Annotated in this window: 17 protein-coding genes; 12 read left to right on the top strand and 5 right to left on the bottom strand. The window is 71.9% G+C overall.

Going from position 1 to position 20,870, the window contains the following annotated elements:
* Together QM638_RS21650 and QM638_RS21655 are read right to left on the bottom strand one after the other, a co-directional pair.
* Positions 1–1,344, bottom strand: a 1,344-nt coding sequence (locus QM638_RS21650) for an FdrA family protein (protein WP_415145507.1), incomplete at its 3' end; no start/stop codon positions are given.
* The gene (locus tag QM638_RS21655) at positions 1,341–2,198 is read right to left on the bottom strand and encodes a DUF2877 domain-containing protein (protein WP_415145508.1); all 858 of its coding nucleotides are present in this window, start codon (positions 2,196–2,198) and stop codon (positions 1,341–1,343) included. The genes QM638_RS21650 and QM638_RS21655, both read right to left, overlap by 4 nt.
* A gap of 77 nt (positions 2,199–2,275) precedes the next feature.
* Here QM638_RS21655 and QM638_RS21660 point away from each other — a divergent pair, with 77 nt between their 5' ends.
* From QM638_RS21660 to QM638_RS21710, 11 genes are all read left to right on the top strand, one after another.
* On the top strand, positions 2,276–4,030 hold the full coding sequence (locus tag QM638_RS21660; RefSeq protein WP_415145510.1) for a PucR family transcriptional regulator ligand-binding domain-containing protein: 1,755 nt from the start codon (positions 2,276–2,278) through the stop codon (positions 4,028–4,030).
* A gap of 358 nt (positions 4,031–4,388) precedes the next feature.
* Positions 4,389–5,759 carry a uracil-xanthine permease family protein gene (locus tag QM638_RS21665; RefSeq protein WP_415145512.1) on the top strand — a complete coding sequence of 457 codons (1,371 nt, stop codon included), beginning with the start codon at positions 4,389–4,391 and terminating at the stop codon, positions 5,757–5,759.
* The gene (locus QM638_RS21670) at positions 5,756–6,697 is read left to right on the top strand and encodes an FAD binding domain-containing protein (RefSeq protein ID WP_415145514.1); all 942 of its coding nucleotides are present in this window, start codon (positions 5,756–5,758) and stop codon (positions 6,695–6,697) included. Before QM638_RS21665 ends, QM638_RS21670 begins: the two co-directional genes overlap by 4 nt.
* A complete protein-coding gene (locus QM638_RS21675; protein ID WP_415145516.1) occupies positions 6,694–7,236 on the top strand; it encodes a (2Fe-2S)-binding protein in 543 nt (180 codons plus the stop codon). Before QM638_RS21670 ends, QM638_RS21675 begins: the two co-directional genes overlap by 4 nt.
* Positions 7,233–9,635, top strand: a complete 2,403-nt coding sequence (cutA, locus tag QM638_RS21680) for an aerobic carbon-monoxide dehydrogenase large subunit (protein WP_415145518.1) — start codon at positions 7,233–7,235, stop codon at positions 9,633–9,635. The genes QM638_RS21675 and cutA overlap by 4 nt, the downstream gene beginning before the upstream one ends.
* Complete coding sequence (locus tag QM638_RS21685; RefSeq protein ID WP_415145520.1) at positions 9,632–10,288, top strand: SRPBCC family protein; 657 nt, start codon at positions 9,632–9,634, stop codon at positions 10,286–10,288. Before cutA ends, QM638_RS21685 begins: the two co-directional genes overlap by 4 nt.
* Before the next feature lie 290 nt (positions 10,289–10,578).
* The gene (locus QM638_RS21690; RefSeq protein WP_415145522.1) at positions 10,579–12,693 is read left to right on the top strand and encodes a hydantoinase/oxoprolinase family protein; all 2,115 of its coding nucleotides are present in this window, start codon (positions 10,579–10,581) and stop codon (positions 12,691–12,693) included.
* Entirely contained in the window at positions 12,690–14,642 is a 1,953-nt protein-coding gene (locus QM638_RS21695) for a hydantoinase B/oxoprolinase family protein (protein ID WP_415145524.1), read from the top strand. The genes QM638_RS21690 and QM638_RS21695 overlap by 4 nt, the downstream gene beginning before the upstream one ends.
* Positions 14,643–14,737: 95 nt before the next feature.
* Positions 14,738–15,673 carry a carbamate kinase gene (locus tag QM638_RS21700; RefSeq protein WP_415145526.1) on the top strand — a complete coding sequence of 312 codons (936 nt, stop codon included), beginning with the start codon at positions 14,738–14,740 and terminating at the stop codon, positions 15,671–15,673.
* Positions 15,674–15,738: 65 nt separating this feature from the next.
* On the top strand, positions 15,739–16,872 hold the full coding sequence (locus QM638_RS21705) for a ring-opening amidohydrolase (RefSeq protein WP_415145528.1): 1,134 nt from the start codon (positions 15,739–15,741) through the stop codon (positions 16,870–16,872).
* Between the two features lie 7 nt (positions 16,873–16,879).
* Positions 16,880–18,304: an amidase gene (locus tag QM638_RS21710; RefSeq protein WP_415145531.1), complete on the top strand. Its 1,425-nt coding sequence runs from the start codon at positions 16,880–16,882 to the stop codon at positions 18,302–18,304.
* 287 nt (positions 18,305–18,591) lie between these two features.
* Here QM638_RS21710 and QM638_RS21715 read toward each other — a convergent pair whose 3' ends face one another.
* The 3 genes from QM638_RS21715 to QM638_RS21725 are packed head-to-tail and all read right to left on the bottom strand — an operon-like array spanning position 18,592 to position 20,060.
* Entirely contained in the window at positions 18,592–19,056 is a 465-nt protein-coding gene (locus QM638_RS21715; protein ID WP_415145533.1) for a hypothetical protein, read from the bottom strand.
* Positions 19,057–19,108: 52 nt separating this feature from the next.
* A complete protein-coding gene (locus tag QM638_RS21720) occupies positions 19,109–19,549 on the bottom strand; it encodes a DUF6281 family protein (RefSeq protein WP_415145535.1) in 441 nt (146 codons plus the stop codon).
* Positions 19,539–20,060, bottom strand: coding sequence for a DUF6281 family protein (locus QM638_RS21725; protein WP_415145537.1), 522 nt, complete (start codon positions 20,058–20,060; stop codon positions 19,539–19,541). Before QM638_RS21725 ends, QM638_RS21720 begins: the two co-directional genes overlap by 11 nt.
* Before the next feature lie 138 nt (positions 20,061–20,198).
* On the opposite strand from QM638_RS21725, the gene QM638_RS21730 reads away from it, so the two are divergent.
* Complete coding sequence (locus QM638_RS21730; protein ID WP_415145538.1) at positions 20,199–20,834, top strand: SAM-dependent methyltransferase; 636 nt, start codon at positions 20,199–20,201, stop codon at positions 20,832–20,834.
* Positions 20,835–20,870: the final 36 nt, after the last annotated feature.

Here is a 20,870-nt window from a genome sequence, read left to right on the forward strand (position 1 = left end):
CTCCGCGGCGCGGGTCGCGCGGGCCGCGGCGATGGCCGGCGCCAGTGTCCCGGCCGGGTCCGGCTCCGCGCCGTGCCCGAGCACCAGGTCGAGCAGGATCACCGCGGTGCTCCGGTCCGCCGCCGCCCGGGCCAGGTGCTCCAGGCGCAGCCCCGGGTCGATCATCGGATGGGCCCGTCCCCGGGTGAGTGCGTCGTCGCCGAAGTCGACCATGGTGTGTCCGGGGCCGGTCAGCGTCGGACCCAACAGGTGATCCAGGGCGTGGCCCGGCGAGAGCGGGATGTTGGACAGGATCGGGCCGAGGTGGCGGGCGGCGAGCAGCATCGCCTCGTCGCACAGCGTGCCGCCGACGAAGAGGCCGCGCAGGTACTGGCCGCCGCCCGGCGTCGCGCGCTCTCCCCAGGTCGGCCACCGCGGCACCGGCCGGTCCAGCCCGGCGAGGACGGCACTGGCGGCCGCCGTCAGGTCGGAGCCACCGGCGCCGAGCAGGGCGAGGTCGACCGGAGTGTCGAGTCGCTCGGCGTACTCTCCGACGGCGGCGGCGACCTCGGGGGCCGGGGGCTTGGAGACCAGCACGATCCGCTCGATGGCGGGGTCGGCGTCCAGGCGCGCCAGGGCGGTCCGGGTGGAGATCGCACCGACCTCGGCCGACAGGTCACGGCCCCCGACGCCGAGGGCCGCACCCACGCCGACCCCGGCGGCGTCCAGCAACGCGAGCAGTTGCTGGCAGCCGGTGCCGGAGGCGGCGACGATGCCGACCGGCCCGGGGGCCACCACGTTGGCGAAGCCGAGTCCCACCCCGCCGAGGACCGCGGTGCCGCAGTCGGGTCCCATCACCAGCAGCCCGCCGTCGTTCGCGATCTCCTTGAGCCGGACCTCCTGGTGAAGCGGGATGTTGTCGCTGAACACCATCACGTCGACCCCCGCCTCCAGGGCATCGACCGCCTCGACGAACGCGCTGGCGCCGGGCACCGAGATCAGCGCCGGACCGGGCCGGGCCGCGGTCCGGCGGAGCGCGGAGCCGGTGGTGTACGGCGGGACCGTCACCGAGCCCGACTCCGCCGAACCGCGGGTGCGGACCGAGGCCAGTGCCGCCTCGACCGCCGCCAGTGCACCCGGCAGCGCCGACTCGTCGACCAGCCGCAGCGCGACGACCATGTCGTTCGACGCCGATGACGGCAGGTCGAAGCCCATCTGGGCGAGCACGTCGAGGTTCAGCGGGGTGGCCATCGCCACCTGCGCCGCCTCCACTCCCCGGGCGGCCGCCACGTCGCGGCTGACCTGGAGCAGGCTCACCGAGTCGGCGTACGCGCCGGGGCGCAGCTCGGTATGGATGAACGTCACCGACGCGTTCCTTCCGTGCGTGTCATCTGCGCCATGTCCGCCCTGTGCGCCGAGCCGGCTGCGGCGGCGGCCGAGAGGACCCCCGGAGCGGGGCCGACGGCGAGCGCCAGTCCCGACGCCAGTCCCAGCGCCAGAGCCGCGCCCGAGGTGTGGCCGATCCCGAGGAGCGCCTCGAGCGCCGCGGGGACCGCGTGTGCCGAGGTCGTGCGGGTGGTGTTCGCGGCGCGGATCAACGCCGCGAACTCGTCGAGCACGTCCCCCGCGGCGGCGCGCTCCAGCAGGGTGGCCGACAGGGTGGTGGTCCGGGCCAGCAGGTCCGGCGCGAGCTCGTCGACCACCGGGGCTCCCACCGCCCGGCGGGCGGCCAGGTAGCCGCAGAGCAGGTCGTCGCCGGCCGGGGTGAGTCCGGAGCCGCGGCCGACGATCAGCCGCCAGTCGTCGACCTCCGGGCGCATCCCACCGACCTCGGCCCGGACCGCGGCGACGCCGGGGGCGGCACCGATCAGGGCGACGAGCGCCACCCCGTCACCGTCGAACCGCGGCACGCCGACACCGATCACTCGGGTGATCCGGACGACGTACTCCCCGGCCCGGAGCGCACCATCGCCGACCACCGCCGGGTCGCCCGCGGCGAGTCCCGGAGCGAACCCGGGCAGCCTGGTGCGCAGCCCGCACGGCACGCCGTGTGCCCGGGCGGCGAGCACGCCCACGCATCGCTCGCCTCGAGGGGTCCGGACCGCCACATAGAGGGCTTCGAGACCCACATGCACCACCCGCGCCGGCCGCTCCGGCCCGGCCATCAGGTCGCGCACCCAGGGCGATGCCGCCGCGGGGACGTCGACGCGGTGAGCCATAGGGGGAGGCTAGTGACCTGCGATAGCCTCACCGAATGGTGACAGTTGCCAACATTGGCGCGGATCAGGATGAACACTTGCCAACCGCGCCGGCACTGCCGCTGACCGAGCTGCTGTCTCTGCCGGCCCTGGCCCAGGCCCGCGTCGCCGCCGGTGCGGCCGGACTGGGCCGGGCGGTCGTCTCGGTCGCCGTACTCGACGAGCCGCGGGCCGCGACCGTACGGCGCAGCGGCGAGCTCGTGCTGACCTCCGGCTACCCGCTGGTGGCGGGAGTGCCGGAGGACGACTCCGCGCCCAGCCTGGCGACGCTGATCCGCACCCTGCACCAGCATGGCCGGGCCGGCCTCGCGCTCAGCCTGGGGCGGTATCTCGACCGGTTCGACAGCGAGGCGATCGCCGCGGCCGACGAGCTCGACTTCCCGCTGCTCGCCCTGCCCGGTGACCTCTCGCTCGACGAGCTGGTCGGCCAGGCGTATGGCCGGCTCCGGCACGCCCACGTCGACTCCCTGGCGCGGGCGGACTCGCTGCACACCACCCTGTCTCGCCTGGTGCTCAGCGGCGCCGACATCGACCGGATCGCGACCGAGGTGGCGGAGGCGCTCGGGGTCGAGGTGCTGGTGACCACCACCGACGGCCGGGAGAGCGGCGGCACCCTGGGCGGCCGAGAGAGTCGGGAGACGGATGATCGAGAGGTGCCCGGTCGGCAGCCGAGCCGCCCGGAGACGCACGCCGGGCGAGGGGATGCCGATCGGGCCGACGCCGAGCGTGCCCGCCTCGCCGCCACCGGACTCACCGACGAGACCGGCCGGATCCGGGTCGAGCGGATGAGCCCGTCCTGCGCGTACGGCGACGGTGGCGAGGCCCGGGTCCTGGCCATCCCGGCCGGCGGCACCGACCTGGCCAGGCTGGTCTGCCTCAGCCCCGGCCGGCGGCTCGGCCACGACGACGTCCAGGCCCTCGAGCGCACCGCGATCGTGATGGCGCTGCTGCTGACCAGACAGCGCTCGGTGACCCTGATCGAGAACAAGTACCGCGGAGACTTCCTGCGCGACGTCTTCCTCGGCCGCGCCGGCGAGTCGACCTTCGTGAGGGAGCATGCGCGCACGGTCGGCTGGGATCTCGACCGGCCGGCGGTGGTGATCTGTGCCGAGGTCGATCCGCTCGGCCCCGAGGAGCCCGCCGTGGACGCCACCACCCAGCGCAGCTGGCAGGAGCGCTTCGCGGCCGCCTGGCGCCAGGTGTGCACCGCGCGGGACTCCTCGATCCCGACCGTCGACTTCTCCACCGAGGTGGTCAGCCTGCTGCCGGCCCCGAGGGCACCCGCCGAGCTGCGCGCGCAGGTGGACCAGCTGATCACCGCGGTCGCCGGCGACCGGGGCGGCGGACGACGCCCGTTCTCGGTCGGGATCAGCCGGGTCGCCCCGAGCGTGCAGGACCTGCCCGCCGCCTACGACCAGGCGCGACGAGCCACCCGGATCGGACGGCGTCTGGTCGGCGGCAAGGCGACCACCTGGTTCGACGACCTCGGCGTACATCGGCTGATCGCACTGGTCCCCGACCTCGCCGAGGTTCGCGCGTTCGTCGCCGATGTCCTCGGCCCGCTCGCCGAGGACTCCGGCGAGGCCGGCGACCTGCGCACCACCCTGCAGGTGCTGCTCGACACCAATCTCAACGTCGCCGAGGCCGCCCGCCAGCAGTTCTTCCACTACAACACGATGCGCTATCGCATCACCAAGCTCGAGTCGATCCTCGGTCCCTTCACCACCGACCCCGCCCTCCGCCTCGACATCGCGGTCGCGCTGCAGGCGCTCGAGCTGCGTCATCAGCCCTGATCGGTACGTTCGGGGAGCCGACGTTCCGTGGTGACCGGGAGGGCCACCCCGATCCGGCGGCCCCACGTCCGCCGACCTCCACGAGCGTCGGCCGGCATCGGGCGACATCGTGCCGACACCCCGTCGTCACGCCCGGCCGGCCGGCTGGCAAGCCCTGCCAGCGGGTGGGTGGCTCGTTTGGCATCTCTCGCCCATGCTGGCGGTGACCCGCCCCACTAGCGTCAGGCCAATCACGGCCGGCCCCGGCACGAGGCGGCACGAGGCGGCACGGGCTGGCGCGGGGTGGCATGAGGAGGGCACGACCAGCGTGCCTGGGAACGATCGGTGCGGGCGACGAGCGCAGGCGAGGAGTGCAGGGATGTCGATGTTCGGGTGGAAAGAGGTCTACGGCGGCAAGACGCCGCCCCCGGGCGCGTCGGTGGCGCCCGACGAGCGACTGAGCTACGGGCGCACCATCGGCCTCGGCGCCCAACACGTGGTGGCCATGTTCGGCGCCACCTTCGTCTTCCCGGTCGTGATGGGGCTCGACCCCAATCTGGCGATCCTCTTCTCCGGCATCTGCACGATCATGTTCCTGCTGATCGTGCGGAACCGGATCCCGAGCTACCTGGGCACCAGCGCCTCGTTCGTCGCCGGTGTCGCGGCGATCCGGGAGCAGGGCGGCGACTCCGCCGACGTGACCGGGGCGATCCTGATCTGTGGCGTCGTGCTCGCCCTGGTCGGCGTGGCGGTGCACTACGCCGGCCCACGGTTCATCCACGCGATCCTGCCGCCGGCGGTCACCGGCGCGGTGGTCATGCTGATCGGCTTCAACCTGGCGCCGGTGGTGGCCGAGAACTACTGGCCGCTCGACCCGTGGGTGGGGCTGCTCACGGCCACCTTCATGGTGCTCGCCACCGCGCTGCTGCCCGGCTTCTGGTCCCGGATCGCGGTCTTCCTCGCCCTCATCTTCGGCTACGTCGTCTCCTGGCTCTTCGACGGCGTCTTCGGTCAGATCACCTCCGGCGCCGCCGGTGCCGAGGCCACCACGCACGACCGGGTCGACTGGTCGGCGGTCGGCGACGCCTCCTGGTTCGGCTTCCCCCACGGCGAACTCGAGCATGGCATCTCGGCCGTCCACGCGCCGTCGTTCTCGCTGACCTTCATCCTGTTGGTGCTGCCCGGCGTGATCGCGCTCATCGCGGAGAACACCGGCCACGTCAAGGCGGTCGCCGAGATGACCGGCCGCAACCTGGACGCCGACATGGGCCGGGCGCTGGCCGCGGACGGCATCGCCACCGCGGTCGCCAGCGCCTTCGGCGGGTCGCCGACCACGACGTACGCCGAGAACATCGGGGTGATGAGCGCCACCCGGGTCTACTCCACGCTGGCCTACTACGTCGCCGCGGTGGTGGCGATCCTGCTGGGGCTGTGCCCGAAGTTCGGCGCCATCGTCAACGCGACCCCCGGCGGCGTCCTCGGCGGCATCACCGTGGTGCTCTACGGCATGATCGGCCTGGTCGGCGCCAAGATCTGGGTGGAGAACAGGGTGGACTTCGGCAATCCGGTCAACATGGTGGGCCTCGCGGCCGGCATCATCGCGGGCATCGGCGGCCTGTCACTGAAGTTCACCGACGACTTCTCGCTCAGCGGCATCGCGCTCGGCACCATCCTGGTCATCGTCTACTTCCACGTGGCGAACCTCCGCCGACCCGACGCCACCTCGGGAGAGGCCACGAAGGTCCTGTGAAGCCCGCACCGTTCGCGTTCGCCCGCCCGGAGAGCCTCGCGGAGGCCCTCGGCCTCCTCGCGGAGAGCAGGCGCGGGTCGAACGCGAAGGTGCTCGCCGGCGGCCAGAGCCTGCTGCCGCTGCTCTCCATGCGCCTGGCCGCACCGGAGGTGCTGATCGACATCAACGCGCTTCCCGGGCTCGACCGGATCGAGGCGGACGAGCACGGGGTGCGGATCGGGGCCTTGGTCCGACACAGCGACCTGCTGGTCCACGCCGGTGCCGCCCGGGTCCAGCCACTGCTGTCCCGGGCGCTCCGGCTGGTGGCGCACCCGACCATCCGCAACCGCGGCACCACCCTCGGTTCGATCGTGCACGCCGATCCGGCCGCCGAGATACCGATGGTGCTCCGCCTGCTGGGCGGCTCGGTCCGGGTCGTCTCCCTGGCCGGCCCGGTCGAGGACGGCCGGAGCTCCCCGCGCGAGATCGAGCGCGAGATCGGGGCCGCGGAGCTCTTCGACGGACCGATGACCTCGACGGTGCGCGCCGACGAGCTGGCCCTCTCGGCGTGGTTCCCCGCGCTCCCCGCCGGCTCCGGTGTGGCCATCGACGAGGTGGCGCGCCGGCACGGCGACTACGCCCTGTGCGGGGTCGCCGCGGCGGTCTCGGTGCGCCAGGACGGCACCGTCGCGACCGCCCGGGCCGGGTACCTGTCGGTCTGCGAGGTGCCGACGGTCGTCGAGTTGGATGAGCCGCTGGTCGGCGTACGGCTCGACGAGGCGACCGCCGATCGGGCGCTGGCCGCGGCCGGCGAGCTGGCGTTGACCCGGCTCGACCCGGCCGACGACATCCACGCCACCGCCGACTACCGCGCGCAACTGGCCCGCACCCTGACCGCACGCGTGCTCCGCGCCGCCTACGACGACGCGATCGACCGCACCCCGGAGCGGACCCGATGACCTCCCCGCGGAGCAGGCTCGCCCTCCGGCTCAGTGTCAACGGCACGGCGTACGACGTCGAGGTCGAGGCGCGCCGGCTGCTCAGCGACGTGCTCCGTCACGACCTGCGGCTGACCGGCACCCACGTGGGCTGCGAGCACGGCGTCTGCGGCGCCTGCACGGTCCTCCTCGACGGCCGGCCGGCGCGGGCCTGCCTGCTGCTGGCCGCCTCGGCGCAGGGGGCCGAGATCACCACCGTGGAGGGACTCGCCAACGCCGACGGCTCACTCGGGCCGGTGCAGCGGGCCTTCAAGGAGTGTCATGGGCTGCAGTGCGGCTTCTGCACACCGGGATTCCTCACCACCATCGCCGCAGGTTTGCGGGAGAATCCGAACCCGACCCGGGAGGAGGCCAAGGAGATGGTCTCCGGGAACCTGTGCCGCTGCACCGGCTACCAGAACATCGTGGCCTCGGTGCTCCGCGCGGCCGAGCTCGGCATGACAGAGCCGGGCCCAGAGCCGGGCACGGGGCCGGGCCCAGAGCCGGGGGCAGGCGCGTGACCACCAAGCTGATCGGGGAGAAGGTGCCGCGCGTCGAGGACGAGCGCCTGCTGCGCGGCCAGGGCCAGTACGCCGACGACCTCATGCCCGGCGCGCTGGAGACCGCCGTCCTGCGCAGTCCGCACGCCCACGCCCGGATCGTCGACATCGACGTCTCCGGGGTCCTCGACGTGGCGGGCATCCACGCGGTCTACACCTATGACGACCTCACCGGGCCGATGGCGGAGCCGCTGCCGCTGCTGATCCCCCATCCCACCCTCACCCACGGCCGCACCCAGTACGCACTGGCCAAGGAGACCGTCCGATACGTCGGCGAGGCGATCGCCTTCGTCGTCGCCGAGGACCGCTACCTCGCCGAGGACGCGGTGTCGCGGATCGAGGTCGCCTACGAGGTGCTGCCGCCGGTGGTCGGGATCGACGCCGCCCGCGCCGCCGAGCACCTGGTGCACGACGACGTCCCCGGCAACCTCGCGGCCCGGATGGAGCAACGGGTCGGGGACGCCGAGTCGGCCATCGCCGCGGCGCCGCACCGGCTCGGACTCGACCTGCACGTCGAGCGCAGCGCCGCGATGCCGATGGAGGGCCGCGCGGTGGTGGCACGGTGGGACACCGACGCGCACCGGCTGCAGGTGTGGACCTCGACCCAGACCTCCACCGGGGTCCGAGCGGCGGTGGCCGCGAAGCTGGGGCTCGATCTCGCCCAGGTCGACGTGATGACCCCGGACGTGGGCGGAGGGTTCGGGGTCAAGATCGTGCACCCCTGGCCCGAGGAGCTGCTGGTGCCGCTGGCCGCACGCGCGCTCGGCCGGCCGGTGCGCTTCACCGAGGACCGCCGCGAGCACTTCATCTCCTCGGCCCACGAGCGCGGCCAGGACCAGCACGTCGAGGTCGGCTTCGACGACGACGGTCGCGTCCTCGGCCTCGCGGTGCGGTTCTGGCACGACAACGGCGCCTACACGCCGTACGGGCTGATCGTGCCGATCATCACCTCCACCCAGCTGCTCGGGCCGTACAAGCCGGGCGCCTACTCGGTCGTCTTCGACTCGCTCTACACCAACACCGTGATCGTGACGCCCTATCGCGGCGCCGGCCGGCCCCAGGGTGTCTATGCGATGGAGCGCACCATGGACGCGATCGCGAAGCACCTGGGCAAGGACCGCGCCGAGGTCCGCGCGGTGAACTTCATCCAGCCCGACGAGTTCCCCTACGACCACGGCCTGATCTTCCAGGACGGCCGGCCGCTGATCTACGACTCGGGCGACTACCCGGGACTGTTGGCCAAGCTCAAAAGGCTCATCGACTGGGACGACTTCGAGACCTTCCGTGCCGCATGCGCGGCCGAAGGCAGGCGAGTCGGCATCGGCCTCGCCTGCTATGTCGAGGGCACCGGCGTCGGTCCCTACGAGGGCGCCCACATCGGCGTGGAGACCAGCGGCAAGGTCAAGGTCGCGATCGGGCTGACCTCGCAGGGGCAGGGCCACCAGACCGCCCTGGCGCAGATCGTCGCCGACGAGCTCGGCGTGCGCTTCGAGGATGTCGAGGTGGTCGCCGGCGACACCCGCCGGATGCCGTACGCCGTCGGCACCTTCGCCTCCCGGGCCGCGGTGATGAGCGGGTCCGCCGTCGCGCTGACCGCCCGGATGGTGCGCGCCAAGGCGCTCCGGCTGGCCGCCGAGGCGCTGGAGGCGGATGTCGACGACCTCGAGATCGTCGACGGCGTCGTCCGGGTCAAGGGCTCGCCGTCCAGCCGGATCGAGCTCGGCACCGTCGCGGTGCTCTCCAACCCGCTGCGCTACGCCTTCGACGAGGCGTCCCAGGCGGCCACCCAGTTCACCGTCGGCGATCCCGGCAAGCCCCCGGTGGCCGAGGACGACGAGCCCGGCCTGGAGGGTCGCGACTTCTACTCCCCCGAGCGCTCCACCTTCGCCGCCGGGATGCACGCCGCGGTGATCGAGATCGACGAGGACACCTGCGAGATCACGATCCTGCGCTACGCGGTGGTGCACGACTGCGGCACGCTGATCAACCCGATGATCGTCGAGGGACAGATCCACGGCGGCGTGGCGCAAGGGGTCGGCGGCGCGCTCTACGAGCGGATGGAGTACGACGAGTCGGGGCAGCTGCTCAACGCCTCGTTCATGGACTTCCTGATGCCCTATGTCACCGAGGTCCCCGACGGGATCGAGCTCGACCATCTCGAGACCCCCTCTCCGCTCAACCCGCACGGCATCAAGGGGGCCGGCGAGGCGGGTGTCATCCCGGCCGCCGCCCTCTTCGCCGCCGCCATCGAGGATGCGGAGCGGATCCCGATCCGCTCGATGCCGATCTCGCCGTCGGAGCTCTTCGAGCTCCGCCGCCGGCACACGGACCCGACCACCAGCGAGGAGCCACCCCGATGAAGATCGCCGGATCCGCCACCCTGCACGCCCCCGTGGAGCGGGCCTGGGCCGCCGTTCTCGACCCCGCGGTGCTGGTCGCCACCATCCCCGGCTGCGAGCGCCTGGTCGCGGCCGGGGAGAACGCCTACGACATGACCGTCACCGCCGGGGTCGCCGCGATCAAGGGCACCTACGCCGGCTCCTGCCGGCTGCACGACCTCGACGAGCATCACTCGCTGATCCTGTCGGCGCAGGGCTCCGGTGCACCGGGAACCATCGCCACCGACGTCGCGGTGACCTTCGCTGCCGCCGAGGACGGCACCACCACCGTCTCCTACGACGCCGACGCGGTCGTGGGCGGCATGATCGCCGGGGTCGGGCAGCGGATGCTCGCCTCGGTGAGCAGGCGGATGGCGGCGGAGTTCTTCGCGAACGTCGACCGGGTGCTGGCCGAGGGGCCCGGCAGGCCGTCCGAGCGATCGTCCGAGGGGTCGGCGGCCGGATCTCCGTCCACCGGATCGCCGCCCGCCGGTGGCCCGTCGGGCGTGTTCACCGCCCCGGCCCGGCCCGGCACCATCGGTGGCGGACGGGAGTTCCTCTCCGGCGTCGCGGTCGGCGCCGGGCTGGTGGCGTTGGGGGTGGTGCTCGGGGCGGTCGCGGGCCGACGTCGGTAGCGGTCGACCCATGGCCCCACGGGCGACGGAACGGTCGGCGCACCCGCTGGCAGATCCTGCCCACTCCCGATCGATCGGCTGGCAGTTGGTGCCATAGCCGGTCGGGACCCGGGCCGGTTGAATCGGCGGCATGAGCGAGCCTCAGCGAGCGACCATCGGCCTCAGGCCGCCGCCTCGATACCCTCGCCTCTCCTCGACGGAGGCGGCGGAATGAGCGAGCGCCAGCGAGCGACCCATGACCTCAGGCCGCCGCCTCCGTACCCTCGCCCCTCCTCGACGGAGGCGGCGGAATGAGCGAGACGTCCTCCCCCGCGCGCACGCCCGGGTCGATCCGGATCGGGATCGACACCGGCGGCACCTTCACCGACGTCGTCGCCTTCGATCAGAGCACCGGGGCCCTGCTGACCACCAAGACGCCGAGCACCCCCGCGGACCCGGCCGAGGGCTTCCTGGCCGGGATCGCCAAGATCCTCGACGTGGCCCGGGTGCCGTCCACCGAGCGGGCCGGCGCCATCGACGCGGTCAGCCACGGCACCACCGTGGCCACCAACCAGCTGCTGGAGGGCAAGGTCGATCGGCTCGGCTTCATCACCACGGCCGGCTACGAGGCGATGCTGGAGATCGCCCGCCAGTCGGTGCCCGACGGATACGGCAACTCCTACTTCTGGGTGAAGCCCGACCGGATCGTCCCGCGGGATCTGGTGCGTGGCGTCGAGGGCCGCCTCGACCACACCGGCGCCGAGCTCCGCCCGTTCGACGAGCACCGGGCCCGCCGGGTGGCGCGCTGGTTCCGCGAGCGCGGCATCGACACCCTCGGGGTCTGCTTCCTGCACGCCTACGCCAACCCCGCCCACGAGGAGCGGATGCGGGAGATCCTGGCCGAGGAGCACCCGAGCGCGATCGTCTCGATCTCGAGCGAGGTGCTGCGCGAGTACCGCGAGTACGAGCGCGCCATGACGACGTTGGTCGACGCCGCGGTGAAGCCGAGGCTCTCCCGGTACGTCGGCAACATCACCACTCGCCTGGCCGAGTACCGCGAGGGGCTCCCGTTCTACGTGATGAAGTCCAACGGCGGCGTACTCTCCGCCGGCGAGGTCGTCCACCAGCCCATCACCACCGTCCTCTCCGGGCCGGCCGCCGGCGCCCTGGGTGCGGCGCTGATCGCGCGGTCCGCCGGCTTCGACAAGGTGCTCACCTGCGACGGAGGCGGCACGTCGACCGACGTGACGGTCGTCGTCGACGGCGAGCCGACGCTCACCACCGAGGGCAGCGTGGGTGGATATCCCAGCAAGATCCCGATGATCGACGTGGTCACCGTCGGCGCCGGCGGCGGATCGATCGCCTGGCTCTCGGCCGAGGGCAGCCTCAAGGTCGGCCCGCAGTCCGCCGGCGCCGACCCCGGGCCACTCTGCTACGCCAAGGGCGGCACCGAGGTCACCGTCACCGACGCCCACGTCGTCCTCGGCCGGATCCCTCCACGCCTGCTCGGCGGCGAGATCCCGCTCGACGTGACGGCGGCACGGACCGGCGTCGACGCACTGGCCACACGCCTCGGCCTCTCCCCCGAGGCCTGCGCCGCCGGGATCCTGGAGATCAGCGCCTGGAACCAGGCCAACGCACTGCGCCAGCTCACCGTGAAGCGCGGTCTCGACGTACGCGACTTCGCCCTGACCACCTTCGGCGGCTCGGGTTCGCTGCTGCTCTGCCGACTCATCGACATCCTCGACATCCCCACCGTGCTGGTGCCACCGAACCCGGGCAACGTCTCCGCCTTCGGACTGCTCACCGTCGACGTGAAGAACGACTACGTGCTCACCCACGTGCGGTTGCACGCGGCGCTGGCTCCGGCCGAGGTCGCCGAGGTGTACGACGACCTGACGAGCCGAGCCGCGGCGGCGCTGCTCGCCGAGGGGTTCACCGCCGAGCGGCACCGCTTCGTCCGCACCGCCGACCTGCGCTACTTCGGCCAGGCCTTCGAGGTCCGGGTGGCGGTCCCGGCCGGTCCGATCGAGACGTCCCTGCTGGACGAGGTCGCGGCCAGGTTCCACGCCGAGCATCGCGCGCTCTACGGCTATGACTTCGCCACCGATGCGACCCAGCAGGTGGAGTGGGTCAATCTGCGCGTCTCCGGGATCGGCCCGATCCGGCGACCGGAGATCGCCCCGGTGTCGACCTCGGCCCCCCACGCGACGCCGACCGGGACCCGCCCGGTCTGCTTCGACGCCGACCGGGGCTATCTCGAGACCCCGGTCTTCCCGCGCCCGGACCTCGTCCCGGGCCAGGAGATCGCCGGGCCCGCGATCATCGAGGAGTTCGGCGCATGCGTGCCGCTGCACCCCGGCTTCGTCGCCCGCGTCGACGACTACCTCAACCTGATCGTCACCCGCGAGGAGAGCGACCGATGAGCCGCCGAGTGCCCACCCGGTTCCCCTACGGGATGCTGACCGACGACGGGGGCGCGAGCGCCGACCCGGTGCTGGTCGAGATCGTCCAGGGCTGCCTCGCCTCGGTCGAGCAGGAGGTCGAGACGGCCATCGCGCGCACCTCGCGCAGCCCGATGATCCGGGACGCGCACGACTTCCGGGCCGGCATCCACGACCGGCTGCTGCGCAAGCTCACCGGTCGCTCCTACAGCGCCCTGGTGCACCCGGTGGCGCGCGACTTCCCGCTGACCTCGATGCGCCCCGGCGACGTCTTCTTCCACAACGACGTCTATCTCTCCGAGGGCGGCATCGGCCATCTCCCCGATCTGTGCGTGACGGTCCCGGTCTTCGCCGGCGACGACTCGCGGGTGGTCGCCTTCGTCCAGGCCTTCGGTCACCACGACGACATCGGCGGCGCCGTACCGGGCTCGATGCCGAGCCGGGCCACCAGCGTCTTCGAGGAGGGGCTCGCCGTACCGCCGATCAGGCTCTGGGACGCGGGCGTGCCCAACCGGTCGGCGCTGGCGATCATGACCCGCAACTCCCGGATGCCGGAGTCTCTGGCCGCCGACCTGGACGCGGAGTGCTCGGCCTGCCTGATGGGAGCCGAGCGGCTCGGCGCGCTCGTCGACCGGTACGGCGTCGAGGCCGTCGAGGCCTGCTTCGACGCGATCCTGGCGCGGACCACCGCGACCTACCGGCGGGAGATCCTGGCCAAGATCCCGGTCGGCACCTGGACCTGGGAGGACTACGCCGAGCACGACGGGGTGGACGACCCCAGGCTGCACACCCAGCGGATCACGCTGACCCGGACCGCCGCCGACGACGCCGACGGCGAGCGGCTCATCCTGGACTTCGACGGCACCTCACCGCAGGCGAGGGGCCCGATCAACCACTGCGGCGACTACTCCGACGGCGTCTTCTTGAAGAAGTGGCTCGCCCCGATCCTGCGCAACCTGGCCGAGACACCCGAGCGGATGGCCGAGCTCGACGTCAACGAGGGCATCGTGCCGCTCATCGAGATGCGTTTCCCCGAGCCCGGCACGCTGCTCACCCCGATCTTCCCGGCACCGACCAACGCCCGCACGTTCGTGATCCTGCGGCTGCTCGGCGTGCTCGCCGGCGTGCTCGCCAAGGCCGTCGACGGTCGGATGCCGGCCGACCAGGAGACGATCCGCTACACCGGGGTCTACGGTACCGACCACGACGGCCGGCCCTACCTGATGCGTGAGGTGCTCGGTGGCGGCTCGGGCGGGCGTTACTACGCCGACGGGGAGGACACCATCCACGTCGTCCCCGACTCGCGCAACCTGCCCACCGAGTTCACCGAGTCCCGGTTCCCGTTCCTGGTGGAGAGCCTCGGGCTGGCCATCGACTCCGGCGGACCCGGCCGGTTCCGCGGCGGACTCGGCTACGAGAAGCTGATCCGGATGCTGCGACCGGCCAGCTTCATGTCGATCGCGGACCGGTCGATCCTGGCCTGCTGGGGGGTGCGGGGCGGGAGGGCCGGCAGACCGTTCGGCGTCACCATCGATCCGGGCGGCCCGAACGAGCGCGAGGTGGACGCGCTCGCCGACGCCGAGCCCGTCCGGGCCGGCGAGCTCATCCGGATCAGGACCACCGGCGGTGGCGGGTGGGGCGACCCGCTGGAGCGCGACCCCGAGCTCGTCGTCCGCGACGTGCGCTGGCGCAAGGTCTCGCCCGCGGCCGCGCTGGCCGACTACGGCGTCGTGCTGACCGGGCTCGACGGCCGCACGGGGTCCACCGAGGACCCCGTGGAGCTCGATGAGGTCTCCTACGATGCGGCCGCGACCGAGTCGGCCCGGGCCGAGCTCCGCAGCGACCGCGACCAGGATGCCTTCTTCGACCGGGGCCCGGGCTACGCCCGGCTCGCCGGCGGCGCCGACCACGCCGAGGTCGACTGGGCGTGAGCCGCGCCGGGTTGGCACAAGTCGCCCGGCCGAGTGCATCCGCTTGTCGTCTTCTGCCCATGCCGGTCGCACGGCACCGGCCTAGTGTCCTGGACATGCGGATCGTGATCGCGCTGGGCGGCAACGCCATGACGGCGCCGGACGGCGGCGCCCGGGTGGAGGATCAGCTCGCCGCCATCGGCGCCGCCGCCGAGCCGATCGCGGACCTGGTCCTCGCCGGCCACGAGGTGCTCCTCACCCATGGCAACGGTCCGCAGGTGGGCAACCTGTTGCGCAAGAACGAGCTGGCCGCCACGGTGGTCCCGCCGATCCCGCTGGACTGGTGCGACGCCTCGACCCAGGCCACCATCGGCGTGACGATCCTCGACGCACTCGACGACGCGCTCGGCGCCCGCGGCAGCGATCGCCGTACGACGGTGCTGGTCTCCCGCACCCTGGTCGACCGCGACGACCCGGGGTTCGCCCATCCCACCAAGCCGATCGGGCGCTACCTGACCCGCGACGAGGCCGAACCGTTGATCGACCACGGGCAGGAGTTCGTGGAGATCGCGGGCCGCGGATGGCGCCGGGTGGTCGCCTCCCCCGAGCCCCGGGAGTGTCTCGACGCCGCGGCGGCCGACACCCTGCTGGCCGCCGGCTACGTGGTGGTCTGCTCCGGCGGCGGTGGCATCCCCACCCAGCGCACCGCCGACGGCCGGCTCGAGGGTGTCGAGGCGGTCATCGACAAGGACCTCACCGCCGCGCTGGTCGCCGGCCACATCGGCGCCGACCTGCTGGTCATCGCGACCGACGTGGCCACGGTGATCCGTGGCTACCAGACCCCGACCCAGCAGCCGATCGGGACTCTCACCGCGCCGGCCATGCGCGAACTGGCCGCCCGGGAGGCCTTCGCGGCCGGCTCGATGGGTCCGAAGGTCGAGGCGATCACCCGGTTCGCCGAGCGCGGCGGCATCGGCGTCATCACCTCGCTCGATCGGATCACCGACGCCGTCACCGGCACCGCAGGCACGCGCGTGGTGCCGGCCGGCTGAACCGACCGAGCCGGCCGCAGCCGAAGAACCCCTCTCGAAGAAGCCCCTCGACCCAAGGAGAAGCAGTGCCCGAGCCCATCGAAGTACGCAAGGTCCCGATCCACTCGGTCGCCGACGCCAGCGAGCTCACCCGGCTGATCGACGACGGCGTCCTCGAGGCGGACCGGGTCATCGCCATCATCGGCAAGACCGAGGGAAACGGCGGCGTCAACGACTACACCCGGATCATCGCCGACCGAGCCTTCCGGGAGGTGCTCGCCCGGTCGGGCACCCGGCCGATGTCGGAGATCAAGCAGATCCCGATCGTCTGGTCCGGCGGCACCGACGGCGTGATCAGCCCGCACGCCACCATCTTCGCCACCGTGCCCGCGGAGTCCGCGGTCGCGACCGACGAGCCTCGGCTGACCGTCGGTTTCGCGATGAGCGAGCCGATCCTGCCCGAGGAGATCGGCCGGCGCGGCATGATCGAGAAGGTCGCCGCCGCGGTGACGGACGCGATGGCCGAGGCCGGCATCACCGACCCGGCCGACGTGCACTACGTGCAGACCAAGACCCCGCTGCTCACCATCCACACCATCCGCGACGCCAAGAGCCGCGGCGAGACGGTCTGGACCGAGCACACCCACGAGTCGATGGACCTCTCCAACGGCACCACCGGTCTCGGTGTCGCGGTCGCACTCGGCGAGATCGAGATGCCCGCCGACGACGCGGTGATGCACGATCGCGACCTCTACTCGACGGTCGCCTCCTGCTCCTCGGGGGTCGAGCTCGATCAGGCACAGGTGGTGGTGGTCGGCAACGCCCGCGGCATCGGCGGCCGCTACCGGATCGGGCACTCGGTGATGACCGATGCGCTGGACGCCGACGGCATCTGGGCGGCGATCCGGGACGCGGGGCTCGACCTGCCCGACCGGCCCCATCCCCGTGACATCGGCGGCCGGCTGGTCAACGTCTTCCTCAAGTGCGAGGTCAGCCAGGACGGCGCGGTGCGTGGCCGGCGCAACGCCATGCTCGACGACTCCGACGTGCACTGGCACCGCCAGATCAAGTCCTGCGTCGGCGGCGTGACCGCGGCCGTCACCGGTGACCCGGCCGTGTTCGTCTCGGTCTCCGCGGCGCACCAGGGCCCCGACGGCGGCGGTCCGGTCGCCGCGATCGTGGATCTGGGCGAGGACCCCACCGGCTACCCGCCCGCCTGAGCGGTCGATGAGCGAGCAGGACCTCTGCCACGCCTCCGCGACGGAGCTCTCCCGGCTGCTGCGCGCCCGGGAGGTCTCCGCGCGGGAGGTGCTGGCGGCGCACCTCACCCGCATCGACCGGGTCAACCCGCGCCTCAACGCGATCGTCACCCTGACCCCCGAGATCGCCGAGGCGCGGGCGCTGGCCTGCGACGAGGCGCTGACCCACGGCCGGGTCCTCGGACCGCTGCACGGGCTGCCGGTGGCGCACAAGGACCTGGTGGAGACCGCGGGCGTACGCACGACCTACGGCTCCACCGCGTACGCCGACCACGTCCCCGCCCTCGACCATCTCGTGGTGCGGCGGGCCCGCGACGCCGGTGCGGTGATGCTCGGCAAGACCAACACGCCGGAGTGGGGCACCGGCTCGCACACCGACAACCGGGTCTTCGGGCTGACCCGCAACCCGTGGGCGCCGGATCGGACCGCGGGCGGCAGCAGCGGCGGTGCCGCCGCGGCGCTCGCCGCCAGACTGGTGCCGCTGGCCGACGGCTCGGACATGGGCGGCTCGTTGCGCAACCCGGCCAGCTTCTGCAACGTGGTCGGACTGCGACCCTCGATCGGTCGGGTGCCGGCCTGGCCGGCCGCCGACGCCTGGTTCACCCAGTCGGTGACCGGACCGATGGCCCGCACCGTCGAGGACCTGGCGCTCTATCTCTCGGTGCTGGCCCAGCCGGATCGGCACTCCCCGCTCGCGGGCTGGGGACCGGCCGAGCAGTTCACCGGCTCCCTGGAGCGCGAGCTCGCCGGCGTACGGGTGGCCTGGAGCCCGGACCTGGGCGGACTCGCCGTCGACACCGACGTGCGTGCGGCGATGGCTCCCGGTCGGGGCGTCCTGGTCGACCTGGGCTGCGCGGTCGCCGACCGCGACCCGGATCTGACCGACGCCGACGACGTCTTCCGCACCTGGCGCTCGTGGTGGTACGCGCTCGCCCTCGGCGACCTCTACCGCGAGCGGCCCGAGGAGTTCGGTGAGGCGGCCGCCTGGAACATCCGGGCCGGGCTGGCGCTGACCGGGGCCGACCTGATCGACGCGGGCCGGCGGCGTACGGCGCTCTACCACCGCTTCGCCGAGTTCCTGGAGGACTCCGAGTTCCTGGTCACCCTGGTCTCGCCGGTCACGCCGTTCCCGGGTGACCGGTCCTACCCGCTCACCGTCGCCGGGGAGCCCCAGGAGACCTATCTGGACTGGATGCGCGGCTGCTACTGGATCTCGGCCACCGGCATGCCCGCGGCGTCCGTCCCGTTCGCCTTCACCCCGGCCGGACTGCCGGTCGGTCTGCAGATCGTCGGTCGCACCGGCGACGACCTCGGCGTGCTGCAGCTCGCCTACGCGATCGAGCGGGCCACCGGCACCGGGGCACGGGTCCCGCGGCTCCCCGCGGATCGGTGAGACGCGAGACTGGGAGCACGACAACCACGCCGAGTGCTCGCATGGTCGTGATGGCTTGCGAACCCCTTCGACAGCGCGACCATCACCGCTGTTGTCGCGGTCGTGGTACTCCTCATCGCGTCATCCCTCGACGTGTGCGGGTTCCTCGAACTCACACTCCGAGACCGAGTGCGTGACGCCGTCAGACGACATCGCCGACGTTTGCCGCCGATGATATCGAGCCGAGAAGACACCGGACTTGAGATGGGAACGCCGCGTCACGCCGACCGTCGATCCACCTGATATCGCTAGTCTCCCGAGACCAAGAAGTATCCTCCATCACCCATCCTGCAAGCCTTCTTCGGAATGTTCCAGTCCCGCTCGGATGACATAAAATAACCGCCGGAGAAGGTGACATTCGTCCCGAACTGATAGGACCGGCCCTCGACTACCATCGCGTTACCGTCATCCGAGATGCTTGTCGTATCGTCGGGAAGAACCGGGATGACCGTCCGGCCGTCCGAGGTGAACGTCGCGACGCAGCCGTGCTTCACATCGATCCTTCCCTCGAGCGCGGCGCTATCGCCGGTCCCCCAGGGAGCGCTGCGGTGATAGCTCGCAAACTCGACGTCCGTATCCACACCCGACGCATCGGTGGAAGACCTCTTCGCCGCGAGACCGGCGTCGTTCTCGCCACCGCACGCACCCAACGCTGCCACCAAGACGGCGATGCCCAAACTGAGAGGTACGACGCTGCGCGAGCGTGTCTTCACGCGCCTACGATACACCTGCTGATAAGGACTCGTGCGGCCGTAGAAACGGCAGTCAACAGATGCGCAGACCCAATTCGCACTGGCGCCGCCGGGAGACCTCATCGGCGACGTAGACCGACACCGTGTCTTCCTTGGCATCCCGAACCACGATCCCGACCTTCGGGCGTACCCCGGTGAACCGATAAACCGTGACCGCGTGCTGGTCGCCCGACTTCCCTTCGCTCGCGCAGTCCAACACTCTGGCCGCACCGAGCTTCGACCGTGCCGCGTCGTCATCGGTGCGACGAAAGAAATATATTTCTCCGTGATAGATTACCGGACCAGGGCAGGAGTACGTGTAATTCTCGTCCGTTCCCATCGAACCGCAACCCTCCAGCAGGGCTACCGCGAGCACCCCGACCGCAAGGATCGTCACCCAACCCCGGGAAGAGCCAACCTTCTTCGGCGTTGCCCGATCCGACGCGCGGCCACCCAACCAGTCGTCAGCAGGCACGCAGACCCAATTCGCACTGGCGGCGCCGGGAGACGCCATCGGCGACATAGACCGACACCGTGTCTTCTTGCGCGTCCTTCACCACAACCCCAATCTTGGGACGTATGCCGTTGAGCTCGTAGACCGTCACACCATGCTCGTCACTCGACTTTCCGTCACTGGCGCAGTCCGCCACCCGTCCGAATCCCAGTCGAGACCCGGGGGTGGAATCAGAGGCCTGCCTGAAGCCGTAGAGGTGACCCGAATAGGTGAGCGGACCTGGGCACGAGTTCGTATAGTTCTGATCGGTCCCCATCGAACCGCAACCCTCCAGCAGGGCTACCGCGAGCACCCCGACCGCAAGAACTCTCATGCTCCGCCAGAGCGGACCGGCCGTCCGGGCAACCGCGATCTCCACCTCGGGCTCCTCCGAGACCCGGAGCGCTCCCTCCGCGCGGCCCTCTCTGACCCGGTCCCGCACCGCTCCGGGCAGCCCAGGCTCCGGTGCCGGCGGCGTACGGAACTCGGTCATGCCCGACTTTCTACCAGCGAACCCCGACACCGCAGCAGGCTGACCGGCACGCGGCCCGGCCCCGGATACCGTCATCGAGTCTGGCTCCCCCTCACGGTCGTCGAGTCGGTACGGCCCGCTGTGGGGCAGGATGTCCTGGTGGCTGAACTGAGGAACTACGTCGAGTGGCATCGGATCTATGACGATCCGGACTCATCGATGTCGTGGCGGCTCGGCGTGGTTCGTTCACTCGTGTCGCAGTTCCTGGACGAGCATCCGGGTGCGGTGCGGATCCTGAGCAGTTGCGCCGGCGACGGCCGTGACGTCCTCGACGTGCTCGCCCACCGCGACGACGCATCGCGTGTCAGCGTCGTCCTACTCGAGATCGACCCCGTGCTGGCCGCCCGCGCCAGGGAGGCCGGCCGGCTGACCGGGGCCGACGTGGAGGTCCGCGAGGTGGATGCCGGCAGCACCGACGCGTATCAGGGTGCTGTACCGGCCGATCTGGTCCTGCTGGTCGGCATCTTCGGCAACCTGGCGACCGCGGACGTGGAGCGGGCCATCGCTGCGGCCCCTCACCTATGTGCGGCAGATGGGTTGCTGGTCTGGAGTCACGGCCGGGTCCCCCATGACCGCAACAGCCAGGTGCGGAGATGGTTGACCGCGGCCGGGTTCGACGAGGAGTTCTATGCGGAGCTCGATCGCCGCAGCCATCCGTCGGTCGGGATGTGGAGACTCACCGGTCGTCCGGCGCCGCTCGAGCCTGGTCGTCGACTGTTCGAGTTCGTCCAGTAGGCCGCGCGGGGCGGCCCAGGCCGGAGAAGGATCCCG

This window comes from Nocardioides sp., from assembly GCF_047606145.1.
Taxonomy (GTDB): Bacteria; Actinomycetota; Actinomycetes; order Propionibacteriales; family Nocardioidaceae; genus Nocardioides.